Source organism: Adlercreutzia muris, assembly GCF_041223505.1.
Classification (GTDB): domain Bacteria; phylum Actinomycetota; class Coriobacteriia; order Coriobacteriales; family Eggerthellaceae; genus Adlercreutzia; species Adlercreutzia muris.
The window spans coordinates 148,219-173,277 of the sequence record NZ_JBCLQK010000003.1 but is presented as its reverse complement, the minus strand read 5'-3'; the positions used below and the strand labels follow the sequence as shown (position 1 = coordinate 173,277).

Annotated in this window: 26 protein-coding genes and 2 tRNA genes; 4 read left to right on the top strand and 24 right to left on the bottom strand. The window is 62.2% G+C overall.

From position 1 onward, the window contains the following. Window positions 1-85: 85 nt before the first annotated feature. Entirely contained in the window at window positions 86-2,005 is a 1,920-nt protein-coding gene (locus AAK988_RS04470) for an oleate hydratase (protein WP_369872938.1), read from the bottom strand. A 148-nt stretch (window positions 2,006-2,153) separates the two neighbouring features. On the opposite strand from AAK988_RS04470, the gene AAK988_RS04465 reads away from it, so the two are divergent. After that, window positions 2,154-3,119 carry a DMT family transporter gene (locus tag AAK988_RS04465; RefSeq protein ID WP_369872939.1) on the top strand — a complete coding sequence of 322 codons (966 nt, stop codon included), beginning with the start codon at window positions 2,154-2,156 and terminating at the stop codon, window positions 3,117-3,119. Window positions 3,120-3,191: 72 nt separating this feature from the next. Here the strand turns inward: AAK988_RS04465 and AAK988_RS04460 are convergent, their stop codons facing one another. From AAK988_RS04460 to AAK988_RS04390, 15 genes are all read right to left on the bottom strand, one after another. Further along, on the bottom strand, window positions 3,192-3,887 hold the full coding sequence (locus tag AAK988_RS04460) for an energy-coupling factor transporter transmembrane component T family protein (RefSeq protein ID WP_369872940.1): 696 nt from the start codon (window positions 3,885-3,887) through the stop codon (window positions 3,192-3,194). Between the two features lie 359 nt (window positions 3,888-4,246). After that, window positions 4,247-4,480, bottom strand: coding sequence for a BAG1 BAG family molecular chaperone regulator 1 (locus tag AAK988_RS04455; protein WP_135969804.1), 234 nt, complete (start codon window positions 4,478-4,480; stop codon window positions 4,247-4,249). A 272-nt stretch (window positions 4,481-4,752) separates the two neighbouring features. Next, window positions 4,753-5,412, bottom strand: coding sequence for a 50S ribosomal protein L17 (gene rplQ / locus AAK988_RS04450; protein ID WP_369872941.1), 660 nt, complete (start codon window positions 5,410-5,412; stop codon window positions 4,753-4,755). A gap of 12 nt (window positions 5,413-5,424) precedes the next feature. Beyond that, window positions 5,425-6,375 (bottom strand): DNA-directed RNA polymerase subunit alpha, encoded by a 951-nt coding sequence (locus AAK988_RS04445; RefSeq protein WP_135969802.1) that lies wholly within the window; start codon window positions 6,373-6,375, stop codon window positions 5,425-5,427. A 29-nt stretch (window positions 6,376-6,404) separates the two neighbouring features. After that, on the bottom strand, window positions 6,405-7,001 hold the full coding sequence (rpsD, locus tag AAK988_RS04440) for a 30S ribosomal protein S4 (protein WP_028026882.1): 597 nt from the start codon (window positions 6,999-7,001) through the stop codon (window positions 6,405-6,407). An 18-nt stretch (window positions 7,002-7,019) separates the two neighbouring features. Beyond that, window positions 7,020-7,415, bottom strand: a complete 396-nt coding sequence (rpsK, locus tag AAK988_RS04435; protein ID WP_028026883.1) for a 30S ribosomal protein S11 — start codon at window positions 7,413-7,415, stop codon at window positions 7,020-7,022. 15 nt (window positions 7,416-7,430) lie between these two features. Beyond that, window positions 7,431-7,799 carry a 30S ribosomal protein S13 gene (gene rpsM / locus AAK988_RS04430; RefSeq protein ID WP_135969801.1) on the bottom strand — a complete coding sequence of 123 codons (369 nt, stop codon included), beginning with the start codon at window positions 7,797-7,799 and terminating at the stop codon, window positions 7,431-7,433. A gap of 22 nt (window positions 7,800-7,821) precedes the next feature. Continuing rightward, on the bottom strand, window positions 7,822-7,935 hold the full coding sequence (gene rpmJ, locus AAK988_RS04425; protein WP_016309305.1) for a 50S ribosomal protein L36: 114 nt from the start codon (window positions 7,933-7,935) through the stop codon (window positions 7,822-7,824). A gap of 135 nt (window positions 7,936-8,070) precedes the next feature. Then, window positions 8,071-8,289 (bottom strand): translation initiation factor IF-1, encoded by a 219-nt coding sequence (gene infA, locus AAK988_RS04420; RefSeq protein WP_016309306.1) that lies wholly within the window; start codon window positions 8,287-8,289, stop codon window positions 8,071-8,073. Window positions 8,290-8,655: 366 nt separating this feature from the next. Beyond that, window positions 8,656-9,057, bottom strand: a complete 402-nt coding sequence (locus AAK988_RS04415; RefSeq protein WP_135969800.1) for a HepT-like ribonuclease domain-containing protein — start codon at window positions 9,055-9,057, stop codon at window positions 8,656-8,658. Further along, window positions 9,044-9,343, bottom strand: a complete 300-nt coding sequence (locus AAK988_RS04410) for a nucleotidyltransferase family protein (RefSeq protein ID WP_135969799.1) — start codon at window positions 9,341-9,343, stop codon at window positions 9,044-9,046. Before AAK988_RS04410 ends, AAK988_RS04415 begins: the two co-directional genes overlap by 14 nt. Before the next feature lie 218 nt (window positions 9,344-9,561). Next, window positions 9,562-10,824: an MFS transporter gene (locus tag AAK988_RS04405; RefSeq protein ID WP_369872942.1), complete on the bottom strand. Its 1,263-nt coding sequence runs from the start codon at window positions 10,822-10,824 to the stop codon at window positions 9,562-9,564. 104 nt (window positions 10,825-10,928) lie between these two features. After that, complete coding sequence (locus tag AAK988_RS04400; protein WP_135969797.1) at window positions 10,929-12,233, bottom strand: MFS transporter; 1,305 nt, start codon at window positions 12,231-12,233, stop codon at window positions 10,929-10,931. Between the two features lie 62 nt (window positions 12,234-12,295). Then, entirely contained in the window at window positions 12,296-13,378 is a 1,083-nt protein-coding gene (locus AAK988_RS04395) for an ornithine carbamoyltransferase (protein ID WP_135969796.1), read from the bottom strand. A 93-nt stretch (window positions 13,379-13,471) separates the two neighbouring features. Further along, window positions 13,472-14,773 (bottom strand): agmatine deiminase family protein, encoded by a 1,302-nt coding sequence (locus AAK988_RS04390; RefSeq protein ID WP_369872943.1) that lies wholly within the window; start codon window positions 14,771-14,773, stop codon window positions 13,472-13,474. Between the two features lie 208 nt (window positions 14,774-14,981). Here AAK988_RS04390 and AAK988_RS04385 point away from each other — a divergent pair, with 208 nt between their 5' ends. Further along, window positions 14,982-15,554, top strand: coding sequence for a TetR/AcrR family transcriptional regulator (locus AAK988_RS04385; RefSeq protein ID WP_369872944.1), 573 nt, complete (start codon window positions 14,982-14,984; stop codon window positions 15,552-15,554). A 33-nt stretch (window positions 15,555-15,587) separates the two neighbouring features. Here AAK988_RS04385 and AAK988_RS04380 read toward each other — a convergent pair whose 3' ends face one another. Beyond that, complete coding sequence (locus AAK988_RS04380) at window positions 15,588-16,883, bottom strand: hypothetical protein (RefSeq protein WP_369872945.1); 1,296 nt, start codon at window positions 16,881-16,883, stop codon at window positions 15,588-15,590. A 241-nt stretch (window positions 16,884-17,124) separates the two neighbouring features. Here AAK988_RS04380 and AAK988_RS04375 point away from each other — a divergent pair. Together AAK988_RS04375 and AAK988_RS04370 are read left to right on the top strand one after the other, a co-directional pair. Next, a tRNA-Lys gene (locus tag AAK988_RS04375) sits at window positions 17,125-17,200 on the top strand. Between the two features lie 125 nt (window positions 17,201-17,325). Further along, window positions 17,326-17,399 (top strand) — tRNA-Gln (locus AAK988_RS04370). A gap of 216 nt (window positions 17,400-17,615) precedes the next feature. Here AAK988_RS04370 and AAK988_RS04365 read toward each other — a convergent pair. The 7 genes from AAK988_RS04365 to AAK988_RS04335 all read right to left on the bottom strand — a co-directional run bounded on the left by AAK988_RS04365 (window position 17,616) and on the right by AAK988_RS04335 (window position 24,920). Further along, window positions 17,616-18,047 carry a universal stress protein gene (locus AAK988_RS04365; protein WP_242369045.1) on the bottom strand — a complete coding sequence of 144 codons (432 nt, stop codon included), beginning with the start codon at window positions 18,045-18,047 and terminating at the stop codon, window positions 17,616-17,618. Window positions 18,048-18,488: 441 nt separating this feature from the next. After that, window positions 18,489-19,088 (bottom strand): HD domain-containing protein, encoded by a 600-nt coding sequence (locus AAK988_RS04360; RefSeq protein WP_160324022.1) that lies wholly within the window; start codon window positions 19,086-19,088, stop codon window positions 18,489-18,491. Window positions 19,089-19,329: 241 nt separating this feature from the next. Then, window positions 19,330-21,081, bottom strand: coding sequence for a carbon starvation CstA family protein (locus tag AAK988_RS04355; RefSeq protein ID WP_160324023.1), 1,752 nt, complete (start codon window positions 21,079-21,081; stop codon window positions 19,330-19,332). Between the two features lie 24 nt (window positions 21,082-21,105). Beyond that, entirely contained in the window at window positions 21,106-21,738 is a 633-nt protein-coding gene (locus tag AAK988_RS04350) for a DUF8052 family protein (protein WP_160324024.1), read from the bottom strand. Window positions 21,739-21,908: 170 nt separating this feature from the next. Further along, on the bottom strand, window positions 21,909-22,871 hold the full coding sequence (locus tag AAK988_RS04345; RefSeq protein WP_160324025.1) for a putative manganese transporter: 963 nt from the start codon (window positions 22,869-22,871) through the stop codon (window positions 21,909-21,911). Between the two features lie 95 nt (window positions 22,872-22,966). Then, a complete protein-coding gene (groL, locus tag AAK988_RS04340; RefSeq protein ID WP_160324026.1) occupies window positions 22,967-24,601 on the bottom strand; it encodes a chaperonin GroEL in 1,635 nt (544 codons plus the stop codon). 31 nt (window positions 24,602-24,632) lie between these two features. Further along, entirely contained in the window at window positions 24,633-24,920 is a 288-nt protein-coding gene (locus AAK988_RS04335) for a co-chaperone GroES (RefSeq protein WP_016309324.1), read from the bottom strand. Window positions 24,921-25,059 lie beyond the last annotated feature (139 nt).

Sequence of the window (25,059 nt, the reverse complement as noted above, 5' to 3'; positions counted from 1 at the left end):
TTGTTCAGCGTTTCCCATCATACCATGCAAAGCGCCCCGCGCGAGAACGCATCCGCGCGGGGCGCACAAAACCAAGGCGCTGCCCCTAGTGGATGCCGGGCCACACCGCCCCGGGGTCGGGCGCGGGCGCATCGCGGTTCTCGTCGGTGGTGGGAATGACGCCGTACTCCTTCAGCAGCCCGTAGATATCGGTGTGCTCGATCTCCTTCAGGCCGCGGGACAGCAGCAGCTTCTCCAGCACGTTCATATTCATGTCCGTGGCCGGCTTGCCGTCGCGCAGCAGCACCGTGGCGTTCAGCATGCAGCGCAGATCGTAGGCGCTCCCCCATACCTCGGGCACGCCGCGGTCGATATCCAGCAGCGTGTACACCGCCTCCATGCCAGTGCGCATGGAGTACTCGGTGGTGAAGATGGTATCGCGGGGCGTTTCGGCGAACTGGCCGATGAAGGCGAAGTTCACGGAGCCCTCCGGCACCACGAGCGGGCGGTCGCCGTCGGCGCGGGGCATGAAGAAGGCCGTGATGTAGGGCATCATGCAGGGCACCGTGTTGGCACTCTTCTCGGCCAGCTCCTCGATCTGCTCCTCGGGCACGCCCAGGTGGTACAGCCATTCCTGGCAGATCTCACGCCCGGTGCAGTCGCGCATGGGCTTCTTCACGTAGTTGCCGTCCACGGCGGTGAACAGGCCGTAGAGCCACACGCACACGGTGCCGGGTTTCTGATCGCGGAACTGGGGCTGGCGGTTGATGGTCCAGGACAGCAGCCAGTTGGAATCCCGCACCGACACGATACCGCCGGTCACCACGCCGCCGGAGAGCGGATCGCGCTTGCAGATGGCCTCGATGTAGGGCAGGATTTTCTCGTCCAGCGTGGTCACCGTGGCGCTCTCCCAGTTGCTCTTGGCCGGGTCGCCGCAGAACTTCTCAGGACGCCCGAAAGCCGGCGACTGCGCGGCGATGCGCTTCCACAGATCCCAGCCGTCCCCGGGCGTCAGCTCGGGGGCGTAGCGGGCCGGCGTGTTCTGGCTGCCGAAGGAGGAATGGGCCACCAGGCTGCCCGGCGTGATGAACACCAGATCGTTCTCGGTCAGGGGAATGACCTGCTCGCGGATGCCCGCCGGATCGGGGGCCTCATCCCCCGGCAGCCCCTCCACGGCGCCGATGGCCTCAGGCTCGTCCTCTACCAAAAAGCGTATCTCGGTGGCCACTTTGCGGGCGTCGTCCTTCGCTCCATCGCAGGAGAAGCGCACATCAGTCACGTGGGTATCGAAGCGGAAATCCACTCCGTGATCCTTCAGGTAGTTCACCATGGGCAGGATCATGGACTCGTACTGGTTGTAGCGGGTGAAGCGCAGCGCCGAGAAGTCGGGCAGGCCGCCCACATGGTGCACGAAGCGGGTGATGTAGCGTTTCATCTCCAGGGCCGAGTGCCAATTCTCGAAGGCGAACATGGTACGCCAGTACAGCCAGAAGTTCGAGTTCAGCACCTCGTCGGAGAAGTACTCGGTGATGACCTTGTCCTGGAGGTCCTCCTCGGGGGTGAAGAACAGGTTCATAATCTCCATGCAGGCTTTGTCCGACAAATCGAAGCGGTTGTCGGTATGGGCGTCCTGGCCGCGGTTCACCGTGGCGCGGCACAGGGAGTAGTTGGGGTCGCGCTTGTTCAGCCAATAGTAGTAGTCGAGCACGCTTACGTTCGGATCCTCGATGGAGGGAATGTCGCGGAACAGGTCCCACATCACCTCGAAGTGGTTGTCCATCTCGCGGCCGCCGCGCATGGTGTAGCCGAGGCTCGGGTAGTCCCAGCCGTCGCAGCCGCCGCCGGCGCGAGGCCCTCGCTCCAAGATATGGATGCGCTCGCCGGCCATCTGCCCGTCGCGCACGAGGAAGCACGCGGCCGCCAGCCCCGCCAAACCGCTGCCCACGATGTAGGCCGACTTGCCATCCACCCCCTCGGGCTTCAGGGGATGGGCGAAGGCCTCGTAGTTGCCGCTGGAATAGTACATGGCACGTCCTCTCATATAGGTGGCACGGTTCTTTCCTATGGTGCCGCTGCGACCGCCCCCGCACCGCCGGCAAACCACGGTCGTTGATGGCCCGTTGGGAAGCAGTAACTCTAGGCAGACCCCGATTTGCTCCCTATAATGGCGAGCCATGGATACCACGCGACAGACCAAACGGAGCCTACCGAGCTTCGTGTACAAACTCATGCTGCTGGGGGCCACCGTTATCTGGGGGTTTGCCTTCGTGGTGATGAAGGACGCCGTTGACGTGCTGCCGCCAGCGCAGCTCATCGGCGTGCGCTTCCTACTCACGGGCCTACTCATGGCCGCCCTTTTCCACCGGCGACTGCGCGGCAGCCTGAATGCCGGCTTCCTCGGCGCGGGGCTCGCACTCGGCGCGGTCACCTTCCTCGCCTTCTGGGTGCAGACCGTGGGGCTTACCGACACTACCCCGGGCAAGAACGCCTTCCTCACGGCCACCTACTGCATTATCGTGCCCTTCATGCTGTGGGCTGTGGCCCGCAGGCGGCCCACCGTGGCCAATGTGGGGGCAGCGGCGCTGTGCGTGGCGGGCATCGGGCTCGTGTCCGTGGCCGCGGGCACCCTCACCATCGGCTTCGGCGATCTCATGACCCTGCTGTGCGCCGTGTTCTTCGCAGCCCAGATCATCGCCATCGCCCGCTTCTCCCAAACCTACGACGTGCTGGGGCTCACGGTGTACCAGTTCCTCTTCGGCGGCGTGCTGGGCCTTCTGCTGGGGGCGGCCACCGAGCCCTTCCCCGGGCTCGCCGCCGTGGCCAATGCCGATTTCCTGCTGAACCTGGCCTATCTCGTGGTACTCGCCTCGGGAGTGTGCTATGTGCTGCAGAACGTGGGCCTCGCCCACGTGCCCGAGGCCCAGGGCTCGCTGCTGCTGTCTTTGGAATCGGTCTTCGGCGTTATCGCCAGCGTGCTGCTCTGCGGGGAAGTGGTCACTGGCCGCATGATGCTCGGCTTTGCCCTCATCTTCGCTGCCATCCTCATGAGCGAGCTGGCGCCCCAGCCCGAGAAGCGCGAAGCGCCCACCGAGACAGCCCCTACGCCCGAGCTCGAGGAAAGCCCGAGCGCAACCCCGTAGGGAAAGGTCCGCGCCCTTTCCGCTCGGCACCGGACGCGCTCTGGCCGCCACCGCCCCGCAGCCTGCAAGCTCTCAGGGAACGAGCGCAACGGCGACGCACAGGGCGATGCCGACAAGGAGCACAGCGCCATCGCTCCCACGGAAGCGCCGTCCATCGAGGGTCGTGGGCGCCGTAGAGGCCCCGAAGCAGCGGGCATCCATGGCCGCAGCCAAACGGTCGGCGCGACGGAACAGGCCGACGAACAGCGGCACCATGAGCCCTCCGTAGGCCGCAAGCCGCCCCCTCAGCCCTCCCCCTTGGAAGGAAGCGCCCCGCGAGGCCTGGGCAGCACGCACGCCGACCAGCTCCTCGGCTGTCAAGGGGATGAAGCGCAGGGCAATGGAAAGGGCCGTGGTTACATCCCGCACCGGCAGGCCCACGCGACCCAGCGGGGTAAGCAGTCGCCGCAGGGCCTCGGAGAGCTCGGTGGCCGTGGCCAGCGACACTAGCACGAGGCTTCCCCACACGAGTAGCAGCACCCGGGCCGCCACCACCGTCCCAGCCATCCAGCCGAGGCTCACGCCGTTGTACACCAGCAGGAACGCGGCAATAACATAGGCCGGGACACCGCCCTTGAGCACCGCGACCCACCGCACCCGCCCGAGGGCCATGACGGCCGCAAGCAAAGCCGCGGCCGCAGCGAGGGCACTCAGGCTGTGGACCCAGAAGAGTGCGACCGAAAAGGCCATGAGGAGCGCGATCTTCACGCGCCCGTCCAGGGTGCGCACAGAACGCGGGATCCGCGAGGGCGATGTGCGAAGCGATACCATGGGCGCAGTATGACAGAAACGGCGATTCCCAGAGCCCCCGGCACCGGAGCAGTCGGCCACGGCCCTGCTGACAACGCCGTTTTATGCTAGCGCACAAAACGATGCTCGGCACCCCCTTCTCCCAAACCCCGCCCAGCATCCTCAAACGCAGGAAACCCCTTCCGCCCGGAAGGGGTTTCCCATGCTACAGATGGTATGGGCGGCTCGTTGTTAAGGAGCGGGTCGCCGCGCATCTGGCCGTTCGCGCACGATCGAGGGTTGAGTTAGCGAAATCCCCGATTGTGTCACGCGGCTCGTCGGTACCGCGTCTGTATGCGCTACAGGGCCTCGCCGATGCCGGCCGTGCCGATCTTGGCCTGATCGAACTCGAAGGCCGTCTCGGCGGCCTCGGCTGCGGCCTGCTCGTTGCCGAGCGCATCCTCGAACTCCACCGACGAGGTGGCCTCGGCGGCCACTTCCTCCTCGATGCGCTCGAGGTCGGCCACCGCATCCTCGGTCTTCGCGGCCTCGGTCTCGACGAACTCCTTCATCAGGGTATCCTTGTCAGCCATGATCCGGCTCCTTTCAATCTGAGAAGATCTCCGTGAACAGAAGGTGTAAGAGCAAGATCTCGTGCCCTTGCATCGCCTATTCTATGGGTTGCACAGGCCACGGAAAGCTGACTGCACCGATAGTAATTGAGCAGTTGTACACGCGTTGCCCGACTGAAATAAAAGAAGACGACCGCCCGTAAGCGGTCGTCTTCCCTATAGAACGATGATCCCAGCGGCCGGCTCATGCGGCTGTCCGGCGCCAGGTGCATCCGAACGATCTAGCAAGCAGCCTACTTGACGTCGGCCTGCTCCTCCTCGATCTTCTCGGCGTCGACGGTCTCGGCCTCCTCGGCAGCCTCGGCTTCAGCCTTCTCGGCATCCTCGCGAGCCTCCTCGACGGCCTCGGCCTTCTCAGCGGCATCCACGGCCTCGATCTGCTCCACGGTGCCGTCGTTCTCGAAGCCCAGATCCTCAGCGAGTTCCTCGGACTTCTCGGCCTTCTCAGCCTTCTTGGCCACCTTCTTGGGGGCAGCCTTCTTCGAAGCGGCCTTCTTGGCAGCAGCGGCCTGGCGCTCGGCCTTGGGCACGCAGGGCTCGGTCACGAGCTCCATAATGACCATGGGGGCGTTGTCGCCCTTGCGGGGACCCAGCTTCATGATGCGGGTGTAGCCGCCGGGACGATCCTGCCACATACCCTGGGCGACCTTCTCGAAGATCTCGCGCACGAGCTCCTTGTCGTTCAGGTAGGCGATGGCCAGACGGCGGGAATGCAGGTCGCCGCGCTTGGCCCAAGTGACGATCTTATCCACATCGGGACGGATCTCCTTGGCGCGAGCCTCCACCGTCTTGATGCGGTCGTTCAGGAACAGAGCGGCAACCAGGCTGCGCTTCATGGCCTTGGTGTGGCTCCAGTCGGTGCCGAGCTTCCGCCCCTTCTTGTTGTGTCTCATATCTCGTGTCTCCTAAAGCTTCAAATTGAGGTCCATGGAAATGAGCTTGTCCTTCACTTCCTCAATGGACTTCGCACCAAAGTTCCGAATGTTCAGCAGGTCGTTCTCGGAGAACTCGACGAGCTGGCGCACGGAGTGGATGCCCGCGCGCTTCAGGCAGTTGTAGGAGCGGACGGACAGATCCAGGTCCTCGATCTGCTTGTCCAGCTCGGCGTTGGACTCCTGACCCTCCGGCGCGAAGATGGACGGGGCCTCGCCCTCCTCTTCCTCGCCCGTGGCGGCCAGGGCCAGAAACGCCCCCATGTACTGGTTGATGATGTTGGACGCGCGGCACACGGCCTCGGTGGGGTCGATGGAGCCGTCGGTCTCAACTTCCAGAACCAGCTTGTCGTAGTCGGTGCGCTGGCCCACGCGGGTGTCGGTCACGTTCATCGTGCAACGACGCACCGGCGAGAACAGCGAGTCAACGTGGATGATGCCGATGGGATCCTCCGTGCGCTTGTTGCGCTCGGCGGACACGTACCCGCGGCCCACCCCGATGCGGATGGTCATGTCCAGCTGGCCGCCGTCGGCCACCGTGGCAATGACGTGATCCGGGTTCACCAGGTTGAACTGGCCGGGCACCTCCAAGTCGGCACCGGTCACCGTGCAGGGACCCTCGGCGAACACGTGCGCGGTCGCCTCGTCGGCCTCGTCGGACACCTGGGAGAACACCAGGCCCTTCACGTTCAGCACGATGTCGGTGATGTCCTCGATGACGCCCTCGGCGGTAGTGAACTCATGCTGCACGCCCTCGATCTGGATAGCGGTGGCCTTCGCCCCGTCCAGCGAGGAGAGCAGAACGCGACGCATGGAGTTGCCCAGGGTGTTGCCGTAACCGCGCTCGAGCGGCTCGACGATGTAGCGGGCAACGGTGTCGTTGACTTCCTCCGTAGTAACTGTAGGCCTCATGAACTCTGTCATGTGTGAGTAGCCTCCTTAATGAGCCGCGATTATTTCGAGTACAGTTCGACGATGAGCTGCTCGTTGATGTCCAGATCGATCTGGTCACGCGTCGGGAGGGACAGCACGCTGCCCTGCAGCTTCTCGATGTCGATCTCGAGCCAGGCGGGCACCTGCACGCGCTCGTTGGAGACAAGCGCGCTCTTCACGACGAGAAGCTCCTTGGCCTTGGGAGCCACGGAGACGAGCTCACCGGCGCGCACACGGAAGGACGGGATGTCCACGCGGCGGCCGTTCACGCAGATGTGGCCGTGGGTCACCATCTGGCGGGCTTCCTTGCGGGTGCGGGCGAAGCCCAGGCGGAAGACCACGTTGTCGAGACGGGTCTCCAGGATGGTCATGAGGTTCTCACCGGTCTGACCCTGCATGGACTTGGCGCGCTTGAAGTAACCACGGAACTGCTTCTCGAGCACACCGTAGATGAACTTGGCCTTCTGCTTCTCGCGCAGCTGCATGGCGTACTCGCTCTCCTTGCGACGACGCTTCGGCTGGCGGATGGATTCCTTCTTGCTGGAGTAACCGAGCACCACAGGATCGATGCCCAGCTGCCGGCAGCGCTTAAGAACCGGAGTTCTATTAATTGCCATAATGTACGATCCTTTCAGTTACACGCGACGACGCTTGCGGGGACGGCAACCGTTGTGCGGGATGGGAGTGCAGTCCTGGATGGAGGCCACTTCGAGGCCGGCAGCCTGGAGAGAACGGATAGCGGTCTCGCGACCGGAACCCGGGCCCTTCACGAAGACGGCGACCTTCTTCAGGCCGTGCTCCATAGCCGTCTTCGCGGCGGCCTCGGCGGCCATCTGCGCGGCGAACGGCGTGGACTTACGGGAGCCCTTGAAGCCCACGGTGCCCGCGGACTGCCAGGAGATCACGTTGCCCTGGGGATCGGTGATGGAGACGATGGTGTTGTTGAACGTAGACTTGATGTGAGCGGCGCCCACGGCAATGTTCTTACGCTCGGAGCGCTTGATGCGCGTACGTACTTGCTTCTTAGCCACGGTTTGCTTACCTCACTACTTCTTCTTGCCGCCGATTTGCTTGCGCGGACCCTTGCGGGTACGAGCGTTCGTGTGCGTGCGCTGACCGCGAACGGGCAGGCCGCGACGATGACGCAGGCCGCGATAGCAACCGATCTCCATGAGGCGCTTCACGTTCTGCGAAACCTCGCGATGCAGGTCGCCTTCGACCTTGAGGTTCTGCTGGATGTAGTCGCGCAGCTTCGCGAGGTCTTCCTCGGAGAGGTCCTTCACGCGAATGTCGGGGTTCACGCCGGTTTCGGCGATGATCTGCTTGGCCGTAGTGAGGCCAATGCCGTAAATGTAGGTCAAGGCGATCTCAATGCGCTTATTGCGGGGAAGATCGACACCAACGAGACGTGCCATGTTTCTTAAGAGTCCTTTCTCCCTAGCCCTGACGCTGCTTATGGCGCGGATTCTCGCAGATGACGAGGATCTTGCCATGGCGTCGGATGATCTTGCACTTGTCGCACATCTTCTTGACCGAAGGACGTACCTTCATATCACTTTCCTTTCGGTATGCGGATCGTTCTATACGTGCACGCCCAGCCGCTGGCGATTGTTTTCTCAGCTGTGACCCCGCGCGAAGGATCCGGGTCTTCGCGGGAGCGTGCGCCCGATCGGGCCGTCTGGGAAACTACTTGAAGCGGTAGGTGATGCGGCCGCGGTTGAGGTCGTAGACCGACAATTCCACCGTGACACGGTCTCCGGGCAGGATCTTGATGTAGTGCATGCGCATCTTGCCGGAAATGTGGGCGAGAATGGTGTGACCGTTCTCAAGTTCCACCTTGAACATCGCGTTGGGCAGAGCTTCGAGCACCGTGCCCTCGAGTTCGATTACATCTTCTTTAGCCAAAAGTTGCTCCTCCAAGCGGACTGATAAAGCAGCAGCGTAAAATGGTAACAAAGATGCAAGCAAATTTGAAGAGAAATTTCGCACAAGGGCGTAAAAAACCAAAAAGCGGGTTTGGCTTTGAAATGACCTGCTTGTCAGGCCTGCGGTCGAGCCGCGCAGCTCTCGGAGATCAATCGGAGCCGCCAGGTATTATTCGCGCTGCCAGAGCGCCGCCGCCTTGTCGGCAAGAGAAAATGATAGCACAGCCTCCGAGGGGATGCAAGCTTCCCCGGGCGGACTGGTTCGCGGAAACCAGCAGACACCGGCCGGCATGGCGGCCCGCCCCTCGGTACGCGCGCCATCCAAAGCTGCGACCGGCCCCAATGCCTATTTTTCTTCGCAGTCCTCCTGCAAAAGCAGAGGCGCATGATCATCCCAATACTCCCGAAGCAAGACAGCTAATTGAGGGATATCGTCGCTCGCCACATACCATGCGATACGGCGATCAACCTCGCGATAACCGTGAGCGACGAAGTTCCGAAAGCCTTTAATTTGGCGCCAAGGGTAGGCGGGAAACGCGGACACCACGTCGTCAGACAGGTGAACCGCATCCTCTGCAATACGGTAGACAGGACTCATAACGGCATCGTAGGCAAGCTCGCCGTCCTCTGAACGATCTTCGACAAACTTCTCCTGATCGAGGGAAAACCGCGTGATGCGATTTGCGAGAACCTCGGCGTCAGCGAGTATGACGCTTATCAAGTCGAGATCACGCTCAAGCTGCCGCATAGAGGAGCACCTCGTCTCGCTGGACGCGCTTGCGGAAGGCCGGCCGCATGAACTCGGGAGGATTCGTCACGATCTCAACAGAGCGGCCGAGCCTCTCCTCGAGCGTCTCCTGGATATCGAGCAGATTGCCATAATCGATATCCGGCCCGCATTCGAGGCGCACATCGATGTCGCTCTCCGAGCTTTGCTCCCCCCGCGCGAAAGAGCCGAAGAGGTACGCCGCACGCACGTCATAGGGCGCCACGACGTCGCTGAGAACCTCCGTTATGTGCTGGACCGTCACCATGGGCAAAAGTATACCACGGACGCTGGATTTCCCCTACTCCCCAGGTGCTCGCGACGGCATTGACGGGCGAGTTGGAGGCCGCGGGTGTCGAAGCCCCACCATAGTCCTCGCCGTCGATCTCCTCCAAACTAGTTCTCAACGGAAAACTTATGGGCATCGGCATCGTGAGGAGACGGCAGGTATTCCAGGGGAAAGCGCTCAAATGAGCCTTGTGAAATTTAGCTCGACCACCTGAGGGCTTTGCCGAGCTTCCGCGCCGCCAAAACGAGAGCTATGATGACGATGTCTATCACGAAGCAAAATACGAACACATTCTGAAACACGCCGGTAGCTTCATAGATGCCCATCATCAGCGGAATACCCAAGCTGGCCGCCAAATAACCGCAGCAAGTGATACGCGAGAATATCTTCTCAAAATCGCGCAGTCCGAAGATGGACAGGGCGAAGGTAGAGTAGCCCACACCCGTGATGGCATACATGGCATCGTTCAAGCCGGCACCCACGCACGAACCCGCTGGCGACGATCCGCTGAAGTACAACACCACAAGCGACACCATGGTGATACCCGTCCATAGCACCATCGAGCGCGTTGGGCCGAATCTGTCGCTGGTAGCGCCCGCGATAGGATTGAAAGCAATGTCGCAGAGGCTGGCCGCTGACACCATGAGACCGCCGACGACGGCGCCCAAGCCCACCACCTCTGCGTAAGTGGGAAATATGGCGTTCATGCACGCCGTGCCCTGACACAGCGTGACAATGCCTGCGCACAGGAAGAACGGCGCGCTGCGAAAAGCGGTTCGCGCCGATACGCCAGGCGCAGCGCCGCGTGACTGCCTGACCGACGTCTCTTCATAGCCGTAGGGCAGAAGCCCAACGTCTTCAGGACGGTAGCGAATGACGAAAATGACAGCGGGCAATGCCAGACACGCTGATACAGCAGCCAACACGAGATACGCAGCTCGCCAACCGATGACCATGATGATAGCGGCGAACAGAGGGCTCGCCACGGCGCAAAACATTGCCTGGATGGCCCATACCACGCCAATAGCGAAGCCAGTCTTCTTCGCGAACCAATTGCCCATGGTTGGTGTAACCGTCACGGTACTAGTAGCCGCTAATCCCAGGCCGATGAACACGCTGGAGGCATACCACATCCACGGTTCGCTGTAAAAGGCCATGGCCGCGGTGGCCAGAACCTCCATCAGCACAGCGCCAGTCAGAAGCACGGGCAGCTTCACCCGGGTGAGGAGGCTGCCCACCAGGGGCATGGCCAGCCCCATGCACGCCATTTCAATAGTGGTATACAGCGTCAGCGTCGATAACTCGCAGCCGATGTCGGCACTCACAGGATAGAACCATTGTGCACTTATCACTGAGAACGAACCGATGGTGCCGCACATCATAAGACCATACGCCACCATGACAAACCATGCATAATGCAGCTTCGCGGTACTACGCCCGGCGCTCTCAGACCCAACCACGACTAACCTCGTTTCCTCGCTTGGGACATTGCTGCCCAGCAGGCCCCTTTTCCGACAAGGCAAGAAGCCACCTGCCCGAAAGATGGACAGGTGGCTCGGAACATTTACTCTCGAGCGGCAACTGGCGGCTCCGCAGCGGCATTAACGGTCTCGCGCGGTAGTTCCGCAGACCGCTTCTCGCCTACCAGCAAGCACACAATGATGACGATGCATACAATGAAGCCAAAGACGAACACGTTCTCAAAGGCACCGGTCATCTCGTAGATCTTCATCATGATGGGTACGCCCAAGCTGGCAACGAGATAGCCGAACATCATGACCGTGGAGAAGATGCGCTCATAGTCCCTCTTGCCAAACCAGGCCATCGTAAACGTCGCCAGACCCACGCCGCACAGCGCGTACATGACATCGTTGATGCCCGCGCCCACAATAGCCAGGATAGGGCTGCCCACGCTGAAGTACAGGATGACGAAGGAGACCATTGTAATCACGGTCCAGCCGATGAACGACTTGGTGGGGCCGAACTTGTCGGCCGTGGTCCCCAGGATGGGATTGAGAGCGATATCGGCAAGGCTTGCCGCCGTCACCATGAAGCCGCCCACAATGGCGCCAAGGCCAACTACCTCGGCATAGGTGGGGAACACAACGTTCATGTTGGAGATGGTCATGCTCATCATAACTACCAGAATGGCCATAACGAACGGCACCGAGCGGAGGGCCAGCTTATAGGGAACGCCGGACTCCGCCAAAGCACCGCCATCCTCTTCCGCCGCATTCGGGTCGTAGCCGTAGGGCAGCATGCCCTTATCTTCGGGACGATAACGGATGACGAAGATAGTGAAGGGCAGCGCCATCACTGCGGCGATGGCAGCCAGCACAACGTAACTGGTGCGCCAGCCAAGCACCTCGATCATGTTGCTGAAGATGGGGCTCGCCACTGCCACAAAGATACTCTGAATGGTGAAGATCATGCCAATGGCGAAGCCGGTCTTCTTGTGGAACCAGTTACCCAAGGTGGGAGCTGCCGTCACCGTACTTGTGGCTGACAGGCCGAAGCCGATCGGCACTGCCGCAACGAACCACATCCACATCTCAGTGAACAGGGACATACAGGCAAAGGGAACGAGCTCCATGAGCACGGCCGCTGTCATGAGCGTGGGCAGCTTGATTTTGCCGGATGCCATGATCTTTCCGCAAACTGGCATGCCCAGGGCCATGAATATCATCGACAAGGTCACATACAGGGTGAACGTCGAAAGATCGAAACCCAACTCCTCGCATACCGGATAGTAAAACAAACCGCCCATGACGGTGATGGCGCCGATGGTGGCGCACATGACCATGCCGAAGCCGAGCATGACCAACCAGGCGTAACCACTCCCCCTCTTCGTTGCTACTTCAGTAGACATGTTTCCTCCTTACGAGCCGGCGGACGGGCGCGCAGGGCCGCCCGCCGGCGGCGAATCGACGACTAAATGCCCAATACGGCGGCCAGGCAGGCCTTGATGGTGGGCTGGCGGTTGCCCGCCTCGCGGAAGATCTCGCTGGCATGCTTCTCGAAGCACTCGTCGGAGATGCAGATACCCTCGGTCAGGATGCGGCGGTCGCGCTCGTTCTTGGCCTCGGCCAGGAACTTCTGCATCAGCTTCATATCGGCGTTGTGGTAGGCCGGCAGCATGTGCATCACCAGGCATTCGGGATTCTTCACGTATTCTTCCATCAGGTCGCTGGTCACGCGGTACGGCTCCATGATGTCGGAGTGGCGCAGCCACGCGTCGTAGGAGTACTCCAGGCTGGTCCAGTCGCCGGAGGCAGCCAGGTCCTCGTCGTGCACGTCGGGGTTCTGATAGATCCAGCACTCGGTGGTCACCACGTCCATGCCCTTCAGCTTCTCCTTGTCGGAGGTGAGCACGATCTCGTTGTTCGGGGCCCACTTGTTGAACAGGTCCTCGATGTTCTCCTTGAAGGAGTCGCACAGCTGATAGCGCTCGTCGTCGGGACCCACGGCATAGAAGTCCATGCCCAAAAGCGCGCACAGGCGGCCGTACCACATGGCGGTGGTAGCGCAGTTACCCACGAAGGCCAGCTTGCGGCCCTTCAGGTTGCCCAGCAGCTCCTGCATGGTCAGGGCATCGGCCAGCATCTGAGTGGGATGGTCTCCCTCGCAGCAGGCGTTGATGACGGGGATAGTAGCGATATCAGCCACCTCGCGCACATAGGCCTCTTCACGCTGAGCGCGCAGAACGATAGCATCGTACATCTCGCTGAACACGCGGATGGAGTCCTTCACCGTCTCCTTGTTGCCGAAGTGGGAGTTGGAAAGGTAGGTGAAGCCCAGACCAAGGTCGTGGCATGAGGTCTCGAAGGCGCAGCGGGTACGAGTGGACTCCCACTCGAAGTGAGCCACCACGTTCTTGTTGTGGAAGCGGGCGTGGTCGACGCCGGTCATCTTCTCGGCCTTCAGCATCTTGGACAGATCCAGCAGGTACTGGAACTGGTCGGGAGTCATATCTCCAATGTTGATGATGTCTTTTCCTACGAAATTGTTGAGCATCTCAGCGTCCTTTCTTCTCGCTTTTAGGTGCTTCTCTCTTGGGTGGTGAGTGCCGACGGGCGCGGGCTGGTGCGCCCGCCGGCCTTGGAGGCGCTACTGGGGCAGCGCCACGTTCTTGGTCCAGCAGTGCACGCCGCCGCCGAACAGGTTCAGGTAGTAGGTGCCCAGCATGGTGACCTCGCGACCGGGGAAGACGCTCTCCAGCACGGCCTTGGCGCGCTCGTCCTTCTCCTTGATCTTCGGGTCCATGCCCTCGTGCCAGTAGCGCTGGCCCAGCACCACGTCGTTGCACACGAGGAAGTTGCAGTAGCTGCAGGAGTTGATGAAGCAGTAGTCGCCTTCGGGCCACGGCGTGCCGTCGAAGGCCACGCCGCCGTTCTCGTCGAAGAACTGCTTCCATCCCATGACCGTGGGATTGTCCTGGCTGCCGCGGAAGACGAGATGCTCCGGGAAGGGCATGCGCACGATTTTGAGCGGGCGCCCGTCGGGCAGCGTCTCGTTCTTCAGGATCTCGTAGGCGGCGTCGATGCGGCGCTTGTTCTCGGCGCTGACGGGGCTCTCGGCGGCTTCCTCCTCGGTCACCTCGGCCAGAAGCACCGTGTCCTCGTCCACGAAGCGGCAGTATTCGTCGGCATGGGCGGCGAAGGAGCCGGGCCACACCAAGGTACCGTCCTCCAGCTTGTCGATGGGGCCCTTGCGGATGTCGTCGTCCTCCAGCAGGGGCTTGGGAATCCAGATGACCTTGTCCAGGTTCCAGATGCGCTTGTACTCGTCCTCGATCTCCTGCTTGGTGTACTCGGGGTTGCGCTTGACCACCTCGGTGTCCTCCACGGCAATCATGACGCCCTTGCCGTTGAACTCGCGGTTGCCGCCCTCGGACACCATGTCGGAGTTCACCATGTCGAAAACGTCAAGGTCAATGGCCATGTTGGCGCCGGCGCGGCGGGCCAGCTGCTGGGAGGGCTCCATCTTGTCGTTGTTGGAGTAGTTGGACCAGCGCATGTTCACGGCCAGGACGTTGCCCTCGTCATCGATCATGACGTCAGGACCGTTGTCGCGGATGGAGACGCTCCAGTCGTCGAACTGGGTGAAGCGGATGTGGGGGCTGAATTTGCCGTCACCATTATCAGTTGCGGTGTTGCGCTGACCCGACGTATCGGGATCGGAAATATCCACGCCCGCATCAGCCAGCATCTGCTTGCAAGCCTCGAGGGAAGTCTCGCAGCCGCAGTTCACATGAACGTTCACATGACCCAGAAGGTTCTTCACTACCTCGACGAGCACCTCGCGGGCCTTGTCCCCATCCTCGCCGGCGCAATAATCGGGAAGCCAGTTGATGAACACGTCCGTCTGCGGTTCAAACTCCCCGGGAAACCTGAACTTGCCGATATCCACTAGATACCCCTTTCGCTCATTCTGCGTAAAGCAGAGCCTGCATCATCCGATCGGCTTCAAGTTTTACTTACTGTAAGTAAGTTCCACTATACTGACCCACGAACCGGGTGTCAACGACTTTTTTACACTCTGTAAGTTTTCTAGTAGAATGCGAATGGGACGCCGGCTTCTTACGCGCTCACACAAAGAGAGAAGGAGACCTGGTCAAATGACGACACGGGAGAAAATACTGGACGTTGCCTACCGCTCCTTCGCGGACAAGGGCTACAACCGCACCTCAATGGGCTCCATCGCGGAGGAGCTCGGCATTACCCGTCCAGCCCTGTACTATCACTTCGCATCAAAGGAAGACCTGCTCCTGGCCACCTACAAGATGGTCGATCCCCTCGTCGACGTCAATGTGGACGACGTTCTCGCCAGCACAAGTGTCGAGCAGTACCGACGCGAGCTCGACGCGCTCATCGCCCACATCACGGGCAACCTGCGCGATGACGAGCGGCGCAATCGATTCGTCGCGACCGTCGAGTCCGCTTCAAGTCAGATACCCGCCGTGCTGCAAAGCGCCCGTGCCCAATACGACGCGACATGCGCCATATTCAAGGCAGCCATCGAACACGGGAGAGGCATCGGGGCCCTGCCGGCCAAACTCGATGCAGATACGGCAAAGCAATACCTGAGCGCCTATATCTACGGCGTCGGCGACATCCTGCTACGTGGAAGCAAGATCGATATCGACGCGACGAGAAATATGGTAATCGAAGGATTGTTCAACGAAGGCTGAGCGCTACCGGCGAGTCCCGGCCACGCTTAACCCCTACTCCCCCACATACTCGCGCTGGCGGAGCCGGGCCAGCTGCAGGCCGCGGGCTACGAAGCCCTGGCCGTATTCCTCGCGGATCTTCCAGGCGTAGCGGGTGTGGGGGTCTTCGAACTTAAGGCGCTGGAAGGCGAGGCAGTCGTGAACCGACGTGCCGAAGTCGTCGAAGAACGTCTCCATGGCATCGATGATGCGCTTGGCGGCCTTCACCACCGAGCAGGCGCTGCCATCGGGCATGACGATCTTCACGGTCTTCAAGTCGTAGTGCGCGGCGTTCTTGAAGTTCTGCACGGCTTGCACCTGGTCCTTGGGCGACAGGCGCGGGCCCTCCACCGAGGCGGCCCATACGAGGAACAGCTGGCTGAACAGCACATCCCGCTCGTCGATGCCGGCACGCACGAGGGGGTTCAGGTCCACCATGCGCAGCTCGATGTGGCTCACGCCTTCCTTCAGCCCCGCAAGGCTATAGGGGCCGAAGTTCTTCAGGCGGATGGGATAGTACAGCTCCGAGGGATAGCGGATCATGCCGCTGTCGATGTAGGCCTGAATGGAATCGGCGTAGGCCGCGGCGCTGGTGTAATCGAGCACGGGCGCGAAGAAGTTCCAGTAGCCGAGCTCGGAGCAACGCACCGTGGCCAGACCCTGGAACAAGTCGCCGCCGATCTTGCCCTTCTCCACGTAGGAGGAGTCCATGACGGGGCTGGCGGCCATAACCGCGGTGAGGATCCAGCCCCAGGTGACGCAGTTCTCGGCCAGGCGCACGTAGAACTGGTCGCGGTAGGCCTCGAAGCTCTGGGGCGCATCGGCACTTTCTGCGCAGGCGAGCGCATAGTCGGCTCGCAGCAGCTCATCGCCGAAGGAGTAGTTGATATGGATGCCCGAGAAGGCCATCTTGTAGCGGCCGTAGCGGTCGGAGAGGTACTCACGGTAGGCGGTCTTGCCGGCGTCGTCGCCGAAGTACTGGGCGATGGGAATGTCCTTCTCCCCCAGGATATAGGGCGGGTTGGAAAAGGGCCAGAGCAGCTCGCGCTCGGGCAGATTCGCGATGGCCCGCTGCACGAGGGCGTTGTAGTGCTCGAGCGACTGCACCGCTTCGGCCGGCGTGGCGCACACCGGCGTGTTCACTTCCACCTGGTTCTCGGAGAAGTCACGCACGATATGCACATCGTCGGCGAAATCGGCGGGGGTATGGGCGAGAAAGCCGCCGCCATCGATGCGCAGGGATTCTTTCTCCAGCCCGAAACCGCCTTCCAGAAGATGGGCGCGGACCGATTCGTCGTGGGCATGCAGCATGGTTGCCTCCCAAGGGCGCGTTGGCGGAGTCGAGCCCGCCAAATCTGATGTTCACGCTTAAGTTTACCAGTTACGATTTATGGCCACGGAAACAACAGCGCAATGCCATCGATCGGTCAACGACGCTGCGCTGATACAGGCAGCCCGCCTCCCACTGAGAAGAAAACGACAGTTCTCGTAGGTCTCTGGCATTGACCGCATCCCGCGCGAGCGGTAAACTATACGCTTGCGTGAGAAGTACGGGCCTTTAGCTCAGTCGGTAGAGCAGGGGACTTTTAATCCCAAGGTCGCGGGTTCGATCCCCGCAGGGCCCACCATCTTCTCGCCTGGTCGCAACCACGACCAACCGTCCGTTCACTGGTGTCGCGAGCAGCGGGATTCCCGTCGTTTCCCCCATCTCGTCATCCAGCCGCGTAACTCGCACGGGCATTCGATACAGCACTGGGGTATCGTCCAACGGCAGGACTCTGGTTTTTGGTACCAGCTACCTAGGTTCGAATCCTAGTACCCCAGCCATTTTCTTCCCCCTCTCAGCAATGAATATATTTCAGAGTCGTGCAGGATGGGGATTCGAGCTGCACCCCCTCCTACCGGGCGCCCTTCTCGGTTTTCGCGACGACGAGGAACAGGGCGAGTGCGCAAGCGCCGATGGCGGCCATGGCAAGATACAGGTTCACGCGCCGACGAAGAACGCGCTCGCGCAGAAAGCGGCTACGGCAGCAGGGGCAGGCATTACTGGCACATGCCTTCTTTCGCGATGAGCACGGTGACGGGCGATTCCTTGGTCACTGCGTAGCTGACGCTTCCGAGGAAGCCCTTCACGCCGCCCTGACCGCGGCTGCCCATGATGATGAGATCGCAGCCCTCGTCCTTCGCGCAGTTCACGATGAGGTCGGCCGGCGAGGTGCCCTTGAGTACCTTCACCTCGGCAGGGTTCGGCAGCTCCGCGGCAATAGCCTCCAGCTCCCGGCGGATGGCCATGGCGTCCTCCACCATAACAGTGTCCAAGCCGGCAGCCGCCGACCCCGAGGAGAACAGGCGCATGACGTGCACGAGCACCACCTCCGCGGTAGGGTTCGACTGGGCTATCTCGCGCATGACCTCCAAGGCCCGGTGCGACGGAGCGCTGCCGTCATAGGCCACGAGGATCTTATGACACCACATGAGTCTTCCTTTCAAATGCACGGGTATTGCCTTCGCAACGCCTACCATTGTAGACCCGCCCGTCAAACACCATAAATTGCTCTCCATGCTGTTGAAAAGAAGATATGGGCTGCTTTGCGAATACCCACTGGTTCGCCCAAGGCAGCCAGCGAGGGTTCGACAGGTGCCTGGAATTGTGCCGAACCGCGGCCGAGCAGCCTTCGTGCTGCGAGGGAAAGCGGTGAGGTGCAAGGCCAGGTGCCTGTCGGAGCCGCAGCGTCGACGTTCCCGCCGCTGCGTCAGCAACGGCGGAACAAAGAGAGCCGCCCCCGCCTAAGCGGAAGCGGCCCCTCAACACAATTACGCAAGTATTGTGAGGCGGCCCGCCGTAGCCGCGGCGACCACCTGTTCTTCATTATAAGAGCCGTCGAGCGAAAGTCAACAATCTTCTCCGCGATGCTCCTACTCTGCGACGAAGGTGTCGCGGTCGGGAGCGAAGGACTGCATGGCCTCGATGGTGCGGGCGAACAGCTCGTCCAATTCCCAGCCGAGCATCTCCGCGCCGCTCGCGATGACCTCGCGGCTCACGCCGGCGGCGAAGCGCTTGTCCTTGTACTTCTTCTTGAGCGACTTCACGTTGAAGTCCATAACGCTCTTGCTCGGGCGCATAACGATGGCCGCGCCGATGAGCCCGGTGAGTTCCTCGGTGGCGAACAGGATCTTCTCCATCTGCAGCTCGGGGCGGGGCAGCTCGGGGTTGAAATCGGAGGTATGCGACTGGATGGCGCGGATGAGCTCGGGCGTGCCGCCAGCTTCCTCGATGAGCGGTGCGGCGAACAGCGTGTGCTTCTCCGGCTCGTCGTCGTGCTCTTCCCAATCCAGGTCGTGCAGAAGGCCCACGATGCCCCAGAACTCCTCGTTCTCCGGATCGTACTCGCGAGCGAAGTAGCGCATGGTCTGCTCCACGGTCTCGCCGTGCTCGATATGGAAGGGATCCTTGTTGTGGGCGGCGAGCAGCTCGAAAGCCTCCTCGCGGGTCATGCCGGCGGAAAGTGCGCTCACAGGCGTCTCCTCTCGTCTCGTGTTTTCGCTTGGGAACACTATAGCGCCTCCCATGGCGCGCGACCGTTGGAATTCGCCCCACAAAGAGCAGGGCGCCGCTGGAGATACCTCCAACGACGCCCCGAAAACATTGCGCAGGGCAGGCACCCGGCACCATGCCGGAGAGATCCGCACTCGAGGAGAGCCCCTGCGCTTAAGGGGCGGGCCGTACCCGATAAGAGACCCGCGCCCGAACCGCTTTTTAAGCGGCCTGCTTCTTCCCGAAGATGGTGCGCGCCCCCTTCACCGCCAAGATGACAGCGAACACCATGAGCAGAAGCCCGATGACAAGCTGCAGCACCGTAGCCGCGTCCACCGTGCCGGCGGCGATGAGGCCGATCTTGCCCCACACGGTAAGCGCCAGCGAGCACAGCGTCACCACCATCATGAAGGCCATGGGCAGGTAGAACATCTTGTTGTTGCGGCCCGCGTTGCCGAGCCACGCGCACACGGCCAGAAGGCCGAGGGCGGCCAGAAGCTGGTTGGCGGCACCGAACAGCGGCCAGACGAGCTGGTAGCCGGTCAGCCCCAACCCCACGCCGAAGATGACCGTGATGATGGTGGCCACCCACGGGTTGGTCAGAACCGCGCGCCAGCCGGTCAGCTCGTCCATCTCCATGCCATGCGGGGTGAACAGCTCTTGGAACATGTAGCGGCCCAGGCGCGTGGCGGTGTCGAGCGAGGTGAGGCAGAACACCGACACGGCCAGCACCAGAAGCGCATAGGCAATGGACTCCACCCCGGCCAGCCCGGGCACGCAGGCGAGCATCTGGGAGAGGCCCGCGGCGAACACCTGGGTCGGCGAGGCATAGGTGCCGTCCATGTAGCCGGCGAACACGAAGGCCACCGCGCACAGCGAGATAACAGCCACCAGGCACTCCAACAGCATGCCGCCGTAGGCGATGGGCTGGGCCTCGGCCTCGCGATCGAGCTGCTTGGAAGTGGTGCCGGAGGCTACGAGGCTGTGGAAGCCGGAGATGGCGCCGCAGGCGATGGTGATGAACAGGGCCGGGAACAAAAAGCCCGAGGCGGCCACCTTGCTCTCACCCGCCGCGGCGGCAAAGCCGGTGAACGCCGGAATCTCGAGCGAGGCGGCATCTCCCGTCAGGCCCGCGCCGATGATGCCGACGAGAGCCAGGGCGATCATGCCGTAGAGCAGGTAGCTCGACAGGTAGTCGCGCGGCTGGAGCAGAATCCACACCGGGGCCACCGAGGCCACCAGAATGTAGAGGCCCACGATGAACATCCACGTGGTGTTGTCCAGCGCGATGACCGGCAGATTATAGCCAAGCGCCACCACGACCACGATGATGGCGATGGCCGAGACGATGTTGGCCGCAGCGGGGATCTTGCGGCCGCGGGTAACGAGGCCGTAGATGACGGCCACCACGATGAACAGCACCGAGATCATGGCCGTGCGCATGTTCGCCATGTTGGCCGCCTCGGCGGCAGCGGCCTTGGCAGCGTCATCGAGCGGCACGGGCGCAACGGCGAAGGTGCTCGCCACGATGGAGGCAAAGGCGGCCACCACCAGGATGAGCGTCAGGTAGGCGAAGATGCAGAACAGCTTCTTAGCCGTGTCATCGATGTTATGGGCGATAACGGTGGCCAGCGTCTGCCCCTTGTGGCGGATAGAGGCGAACAGCGCGCCGAAGTCGTGCATGGCACCGAAGAAAATGCCGCCGATGAGCACCCACAGAAGCACGGGCACCCAGCCGAAGATGGCAGCCTGAATGGGGCCGTTAATGGGTCCTGCGCCGGCAATGGACGAGAAGTGGTGGCCGAGCACCACGTAGGGCGGCGCGGGCACGTAGTCCTTGCCGTCCTCCAGCTCATGGGCCGGCGTGGGGCGGTCGGGTTTCACGCCCCATTGGCGGGCAAGCCAACCGCCGTAGAAGATGTAGCCCGCGACGAGCACGACGATGGCTACGATGAGAATGACCAATGCGTTCATTCCTGTCCTTCCTTTCCTTTCCCTTTATCTCCCCACGCGCGAAACCCTCACGGCCGACGCCTCTGCCGCCGGCGCCTCGGCATCAGCTACGGAACGGCCTGCGACCGCCGCCACGGGTGCGGTCTTTCCGTCCTCCGCCGCCGGGGCATCTTCGGCAAACGCGTTCGCCGCCAAGGTTTCCACGAGTGGCTTTCCCTGAGTATTGGCCCACACGCGGCGCGCCGACAGATCGACGACGACCAGGCGCATATCGGCCCATCCCTTCAGCCCGAAGGCGAAGTTCTTGCGAAACCGGGCTCTGCGCACGAGGCGCGGCACGGCCTCGTCCACCCCATCAGCCACCACGACCAGCGAAAGATACGAACACATATGGTCGGGGGCAAGCTGCACTTTGGCTAGGGCCTCGTGGGTCATGAAGTGCAGCAGGTCGTTCAATTCCGTCTCGGTCAGGCAAGCCGTCGGCCAGAAGAACAGATACTCGTGACTGGAAGCCTCCCACAGCTTCGCTCGCTTCACGAGCACGTACTGGGAGGCTGATGAGTGGAATTCGGCATAGCCGGGAAAGACGCGGCCCGCGAAGCAGTGGTCGCGCTCAACATCGAACCACACCTCATGGGCGGCGAGAAGTCGCTCGATGACTTCCTTGCGGCCGGCCATGACCATCGCCTTCTTCCCAAAAAATGACCCTGCAAAATGAACGTAACGAGATTAGTACGATCTCGCCACCAGCGCAAGGAGATATTTTGGCGAATTGTCAGTTCAGGGGAAAATCCGGTCCCGCCGCCAACCCGCCTTCGCCCGAGCAAAGGCGGCCTGTCGCCCGAGCTTCAGAACACCACGCCCAGGGCGTTGCAGACAAGCCCCCAGAACACGCCGATGACGTAGAGCAGCGCGATGATGGCCGCATTCTGCCGCCAGGGGCGGTTCGCCCGCACGAGCACGAGCAGGCCCACGCCGGCCGACACCAGAAGCCCGGCCAGCATGGCCCCGGCTCCCAGCACCCCCTCCACGTACAACTGGGCGATGACCACGCTGGCAGCGCAGTTGGGAATGAGTCCCACGAGCGCCGTGGCGAAGACCGAGAAGGCGGGATTGTCGCCGAGGAAGCGGGCCAAGGCCTCCTCCCCCACCGTCTCGAGCACGATGTTCAGCACGATGGTGATGGCGAAGATGAACAGCGTCACCTGCACGGTGTGCTTCGTGGCGCTGAGGAGGATGCCCTTCCAGCCGTGGCCGTGGCTGTGGGTGTGCTCTACGTCGTCGTGGTGCTCGTAGGCCCGCTCGGGAGCGGCCTCGCAGGTGCGGCAGTCGTGGTTGCAGCCGCACTGGTCCTGCTCGCACAGCTCGTGGATGCGCAGGCGGTCCTTGTCGCGGCGGCCCAGGCGCAACACCGCGTCCACCACAAAGCCCATGACCATGCCGATGACCACCTTCGCGCCCATGATGGAGAGGATGGTATTGCCCGGCACCGCCTCAGCTAGAAAGATGGGCAGCATCTCGTCGGAGGTGGACAGAAACACCGCGAACAACGTGCCGAGCGTGATAACGCGGCCCGCATACAGCGTGGCCGCTACGGCCGAGAAGCCGCACTGGGGCACCACGCCGAGGAAGGCGCCCACGATGGGACCGGCCGCTCCGGCGTGGCGGATGGCATTTTGGGTTCTCTCGCCCGTCTTGTGCTCGAGCCACTCCATGGCCAAGTAGGTGACCCACAGAAACGGGATGAGGTAGAGGGTGTCGGCCAGCGAGTGCTCCAGCACATGCTCGGCTATGTGCATGATTTCTTCCATAGGCTCATTGTAGAAGAAAGGCGGCCCGAGGGCCGCCTTTCCGTGTGTTAGTTTGTTGAGCGGTTACTCAACCGAAGACCCGAGGGCCTGCCGGCTTAGTACATCCCGCCGCCACCGCCCATGGCACCGGCCAGAGCGCTCAGATCGGGACCCTCCTTGGGGATCTCGTTGATGGTAGCCTCGGTGATGAGGATGAGAGCGGCCACAGAGGCTGCGGATTGCAGCGCGGTGCGGGTCACCTTCACCGGGTCGTTCACGCCCATCTCGATCATGTTGCCGTACTCGCCGTTGGCGCAGTTCAGACCCTCGCCGGCCGGCAGGCTCTTCACCTTCTCGACCACCACGGAGCCCTCGAAGCCCGCGTTCTGGGCGATGGCGCGCATGGGGGCCTCGATGGCCTTGCGGATGATGTTGATGCCGACTTCCTCGTCCTTGTCGGCAGCCTCAACGGAGTCCAGGGCGCCGATGGCGTCCACCAGGGCCACGCCGCCGCCGGCGACGATGCCCTCCTCCACGGCCGCGCGGGTCGCCTGCAGGGCGTCCTCGATGCGGGACTTCTTCTCCTTCAGCTCGGACTCGGTAGCAGCGCCCACCTTCAGCACGGCCACGCCGCCGGACAGCTTCGCCAGGCGCTCCTGGGCCTTCTCGCGGTCGAAATCGGAGTCGACGCGCTCCAGCTCGGCGCGGATGATCTGGATGCGGTTCTGGATGTCTTCCTTCTTGCCGGCGCCGTCCACGATAAGGGCGGTGTCCTTGGTGACCTTCACGGTCTTGGCGGTGCCGAGCATCTCCATGGTGGCATCGGCCATGGTCATGCCGAAGTCCTTGTCGATGACCTGGGCGCCAGTGACCACGGCGATGTCCTCCAGGATGCGCTTACGACGATCACCGAAGCCGGGGGCCTTGATGGCCACCACGGACAGGGTGCCGCGCAGACGGTTCAGCAGGATGGTGGAGAGAGCCTCGCCCTCCACGTCCTCGGCCACGATGAACAGCGGGCGGCCGGCGCGCATGACCTCCTCCAGCAGCGGAACCATGTCCTGGATGGAGTTGATCTTCATATCGGTGAGCAGCACGAAGGGATCCTTCAGCACCGCCTCCATCTTCTCCATGTCGGTGGCCATGTAGGGGGAGATGTAGCCGCGCTCGTACTGCATGCCCTCGACGATCTCCATGTCGATGCCGAAGATGGTCTGGGACTCCTCCACCGAGATGGCGCCGTCGTTGCCCACAGCGTCCATGGCCTCGGCGATCTTGTCGCCGATGGCGGCGTCGCCGGCGGAGATGCGGCCGACGTTCGCGATCTGCTCCTTGGTGGACACCGGAGTGGCAGCGGCCTTGATGGCATCCACGATGGCGTCGGTGGCCTTCTCGATGCCGCGGCGGATACCGAGGGCGTCAGCGCCGGCGGTCACGTTCTTCAGGCCCTCGGAGACGATGACGTCGGCCAGCAGCGTGGCGGTGGTGGTGCCGTCGCCGGCCACGTCGTTGGTCTTCACGGCCACTTCGCGCACCAGCTGGGCGCCCATGTTCTCCACGGGGTTCTCCAGCTCCACTTCCTTGGCCACGGTCACGCCGTCGTTGGTGATGAGCGGGGCGCCGTAGGACTTCTCCAGGGCCACGTAGCGGCCCTTGGGGCCGAGCGTCACCTTGACGGCATCGGCCAGCTTGGACACGCCCGCGGCCAGAGCGGAGCGAGCGTCGGTATCGAACTTGATTTCCTTAGCCATAAGTTCGCGTTCCTTTCGAGTTCTCTTCTATTTATTCAACCACAGCGTAAATGTCGTCGGCGCGGAGGATGAGCACGTTCTCGCCGTCCAGGGCGATCTCGGTGCCGCCGAACTTGCCGTAGATGACCTTGTCGCCGACCTTCACGGGCATGGGGATCAGCTTGCCGTCCTTGTCCATCTTGCCCTCGCCCACGGCGATGATGGTGCCGGTCTGCGGCTTCTCCTTGGCATCGGAGGCCAGGAAGAGACCGGACGCGGTGGTGACCTCGGCCTCGTCCTGCTTCAGGATGACGCGGTCGCCCAGAGGCTTCAAATTCATAGCTTGCCGTCCTTTCAATGGTTTGCGTAGTGCGGGTGCACAACCTCTCATTTAACCACTCGATCGGGTTAAGTGCTAGCACTCCGCAACTACGAGTGCTAAACAGGAAGACATCATAACAGCAACGCCGGAGAAAACA

What these genes read in the sequence shown, in the direction of transcription:
- AAK988_RS04470 (WP_369872938.1), bottom strand. Translation starts at nt 2,005, where the DNA reads ATGTACTATTCCAGCGGCAACTACGAGGCCTTCGCCCATCCCCTGAAG.
- AAK988_RS04465 (WP_369872939.1), top strand. Translation starts at nt 2,154, where the DNA reads ATGGATACCACGCGACAGACCAAACGGAGCCTACCGAGCTTCGTGTAC.
- AAK988_RS04455 (WP_135969804.1), bottom strand. Translation starts at nt 4,480, where the DNA reads ATGGCTGACAAGGATACCCTGATGAAGGAGTTCGTCGAGACCGAGGCC.
- rplQ (WP_369872941.1), bottom strand. Translation starts at nt 5,412, where the DNA reads ATGAGACACAACAAGAAGGGGCGGAAGCTCGGCACCGACTGGAGCCAC.
- AAK988_RS04445 (WP_135969802.1), bottom strand. Translation starts at nt 6,375, where the DNA reads ATGACAGAGTTCATGAGGCCTACAGTTACTACGGAGGAAGTCAACGAC.
- rpsD (WP_028026882.1), bottom strand. Translation starts at nt 7,001, where the DNA reads ATGGCAATTAATAGAACTCCGGTTCTTAAGCGCTGCCGGCAGCTGGGC.
- rpsM (WP_135969801.1), bottom strand. Translation starts at nt 7,799, where the DNA reads ATGGCACGTCTCGTTGGTGTCGATCTTCCCCGCAATAAGCGCATTGAG.
- rpmJ (WP_016309305.1), bottom strand. Translation starts at nt 7,935, where the DNA reads ATGAAGGTACGTCCTTCGGTCAAGAAGATGTGCGACAAGTGCAAGATC.
- AAK988_RS04415 (WP_135969800.1), bottom strand. Translation starts at nt 9,057, where the DNA reads ATGCGGCAGCTTGAGCGTGATCTCGACTTGATAAGCGTCATACTCGCT.
- AAK988_RS04410 (WP_135969799.1), bottom strand. Translation starts at nt 9,343, where the DNA reads ATGGTGACGGTCCAGCACATAACGGAGGTTCTCAGCGACGTCGTGGCG.
- AAK988_RS04400 (WP_135969797.1), bottom strand. Translation starts at nt 12,233, where the DNA reads ATGTCTACTGAAGTAGCAACGAAGAGGGGGAGTGGTTACGCCTGGTTG.
- AAK988_RS04395 (WP_135969796.1), bottom strand. Translation starts at nt 13,378, where the DNA reads ATGCTCAACAATTTCGTAGGAAAAGACATCATCAACATTGGAGATATG.
- AAK988_RS04385 (WP_369872944.1), top strand. Translation starts at nt 14,982, where the DNA reads ATGACGACACGGGAGAAAATACTGGACGTTGCCTACCGCTCCTTCGCG.
- AAK988_RS04380 (WP_369872945.1), bottom strand. Translation starts at nt 16,883, where the DNA reads ATGCTGCATGCCCACGACGAATCGGTCCGCGCCCATCTTCTGGAAGGC.
- AAK988_RS04365 (WP_242369045.1), bottom strand. Translation starts at nt 18,047, where the DNA reads ATGTGGTGTCATAAGATCCTCGTGGCCTATGACGGCAGCGCTCCGTCG.
- AAK988_RS04355 (WP_160324023.1), bottom strand. Translation starts at nt 21,081, where the DNA reads ATGAACGCATTGGTCATTCTCATCGTAGCCATCGTCGTGCTCGTCGCG.
- AAK988_RS04350 (WP_160324024.1), bottom strand. Translation starts at nt 21,738, where the DNA reads ATGGCCGGCCGCAAGGAAGTCATCGAGCGACTTCTCGCCGCCCATGAG.
- AAK988_RS04345 (WP_160324025.1), bottom strand. Translation starts at nt 22,871, where the DNA reads ATGGAAGAAATCATGCACATAGCCGAGCATGTGCTGGAGCACTCGCTG.
- groL (WP_160324026.1), bottom strand. Translation starts at nt 24,601, where the DNA reads ATGGCTAAGGAAATCAAGTTCGATACCGACGCTCGCTCCGCTCTGGCC.
- AAK988_RS04335 (WP_016309324.1), bottom strand. Translation starts at nt 24,920, where the DNA reads ATGAATTTGAAGCCTCTGGGCGACCGCGTCATCCTGAAGCAGGACGAG.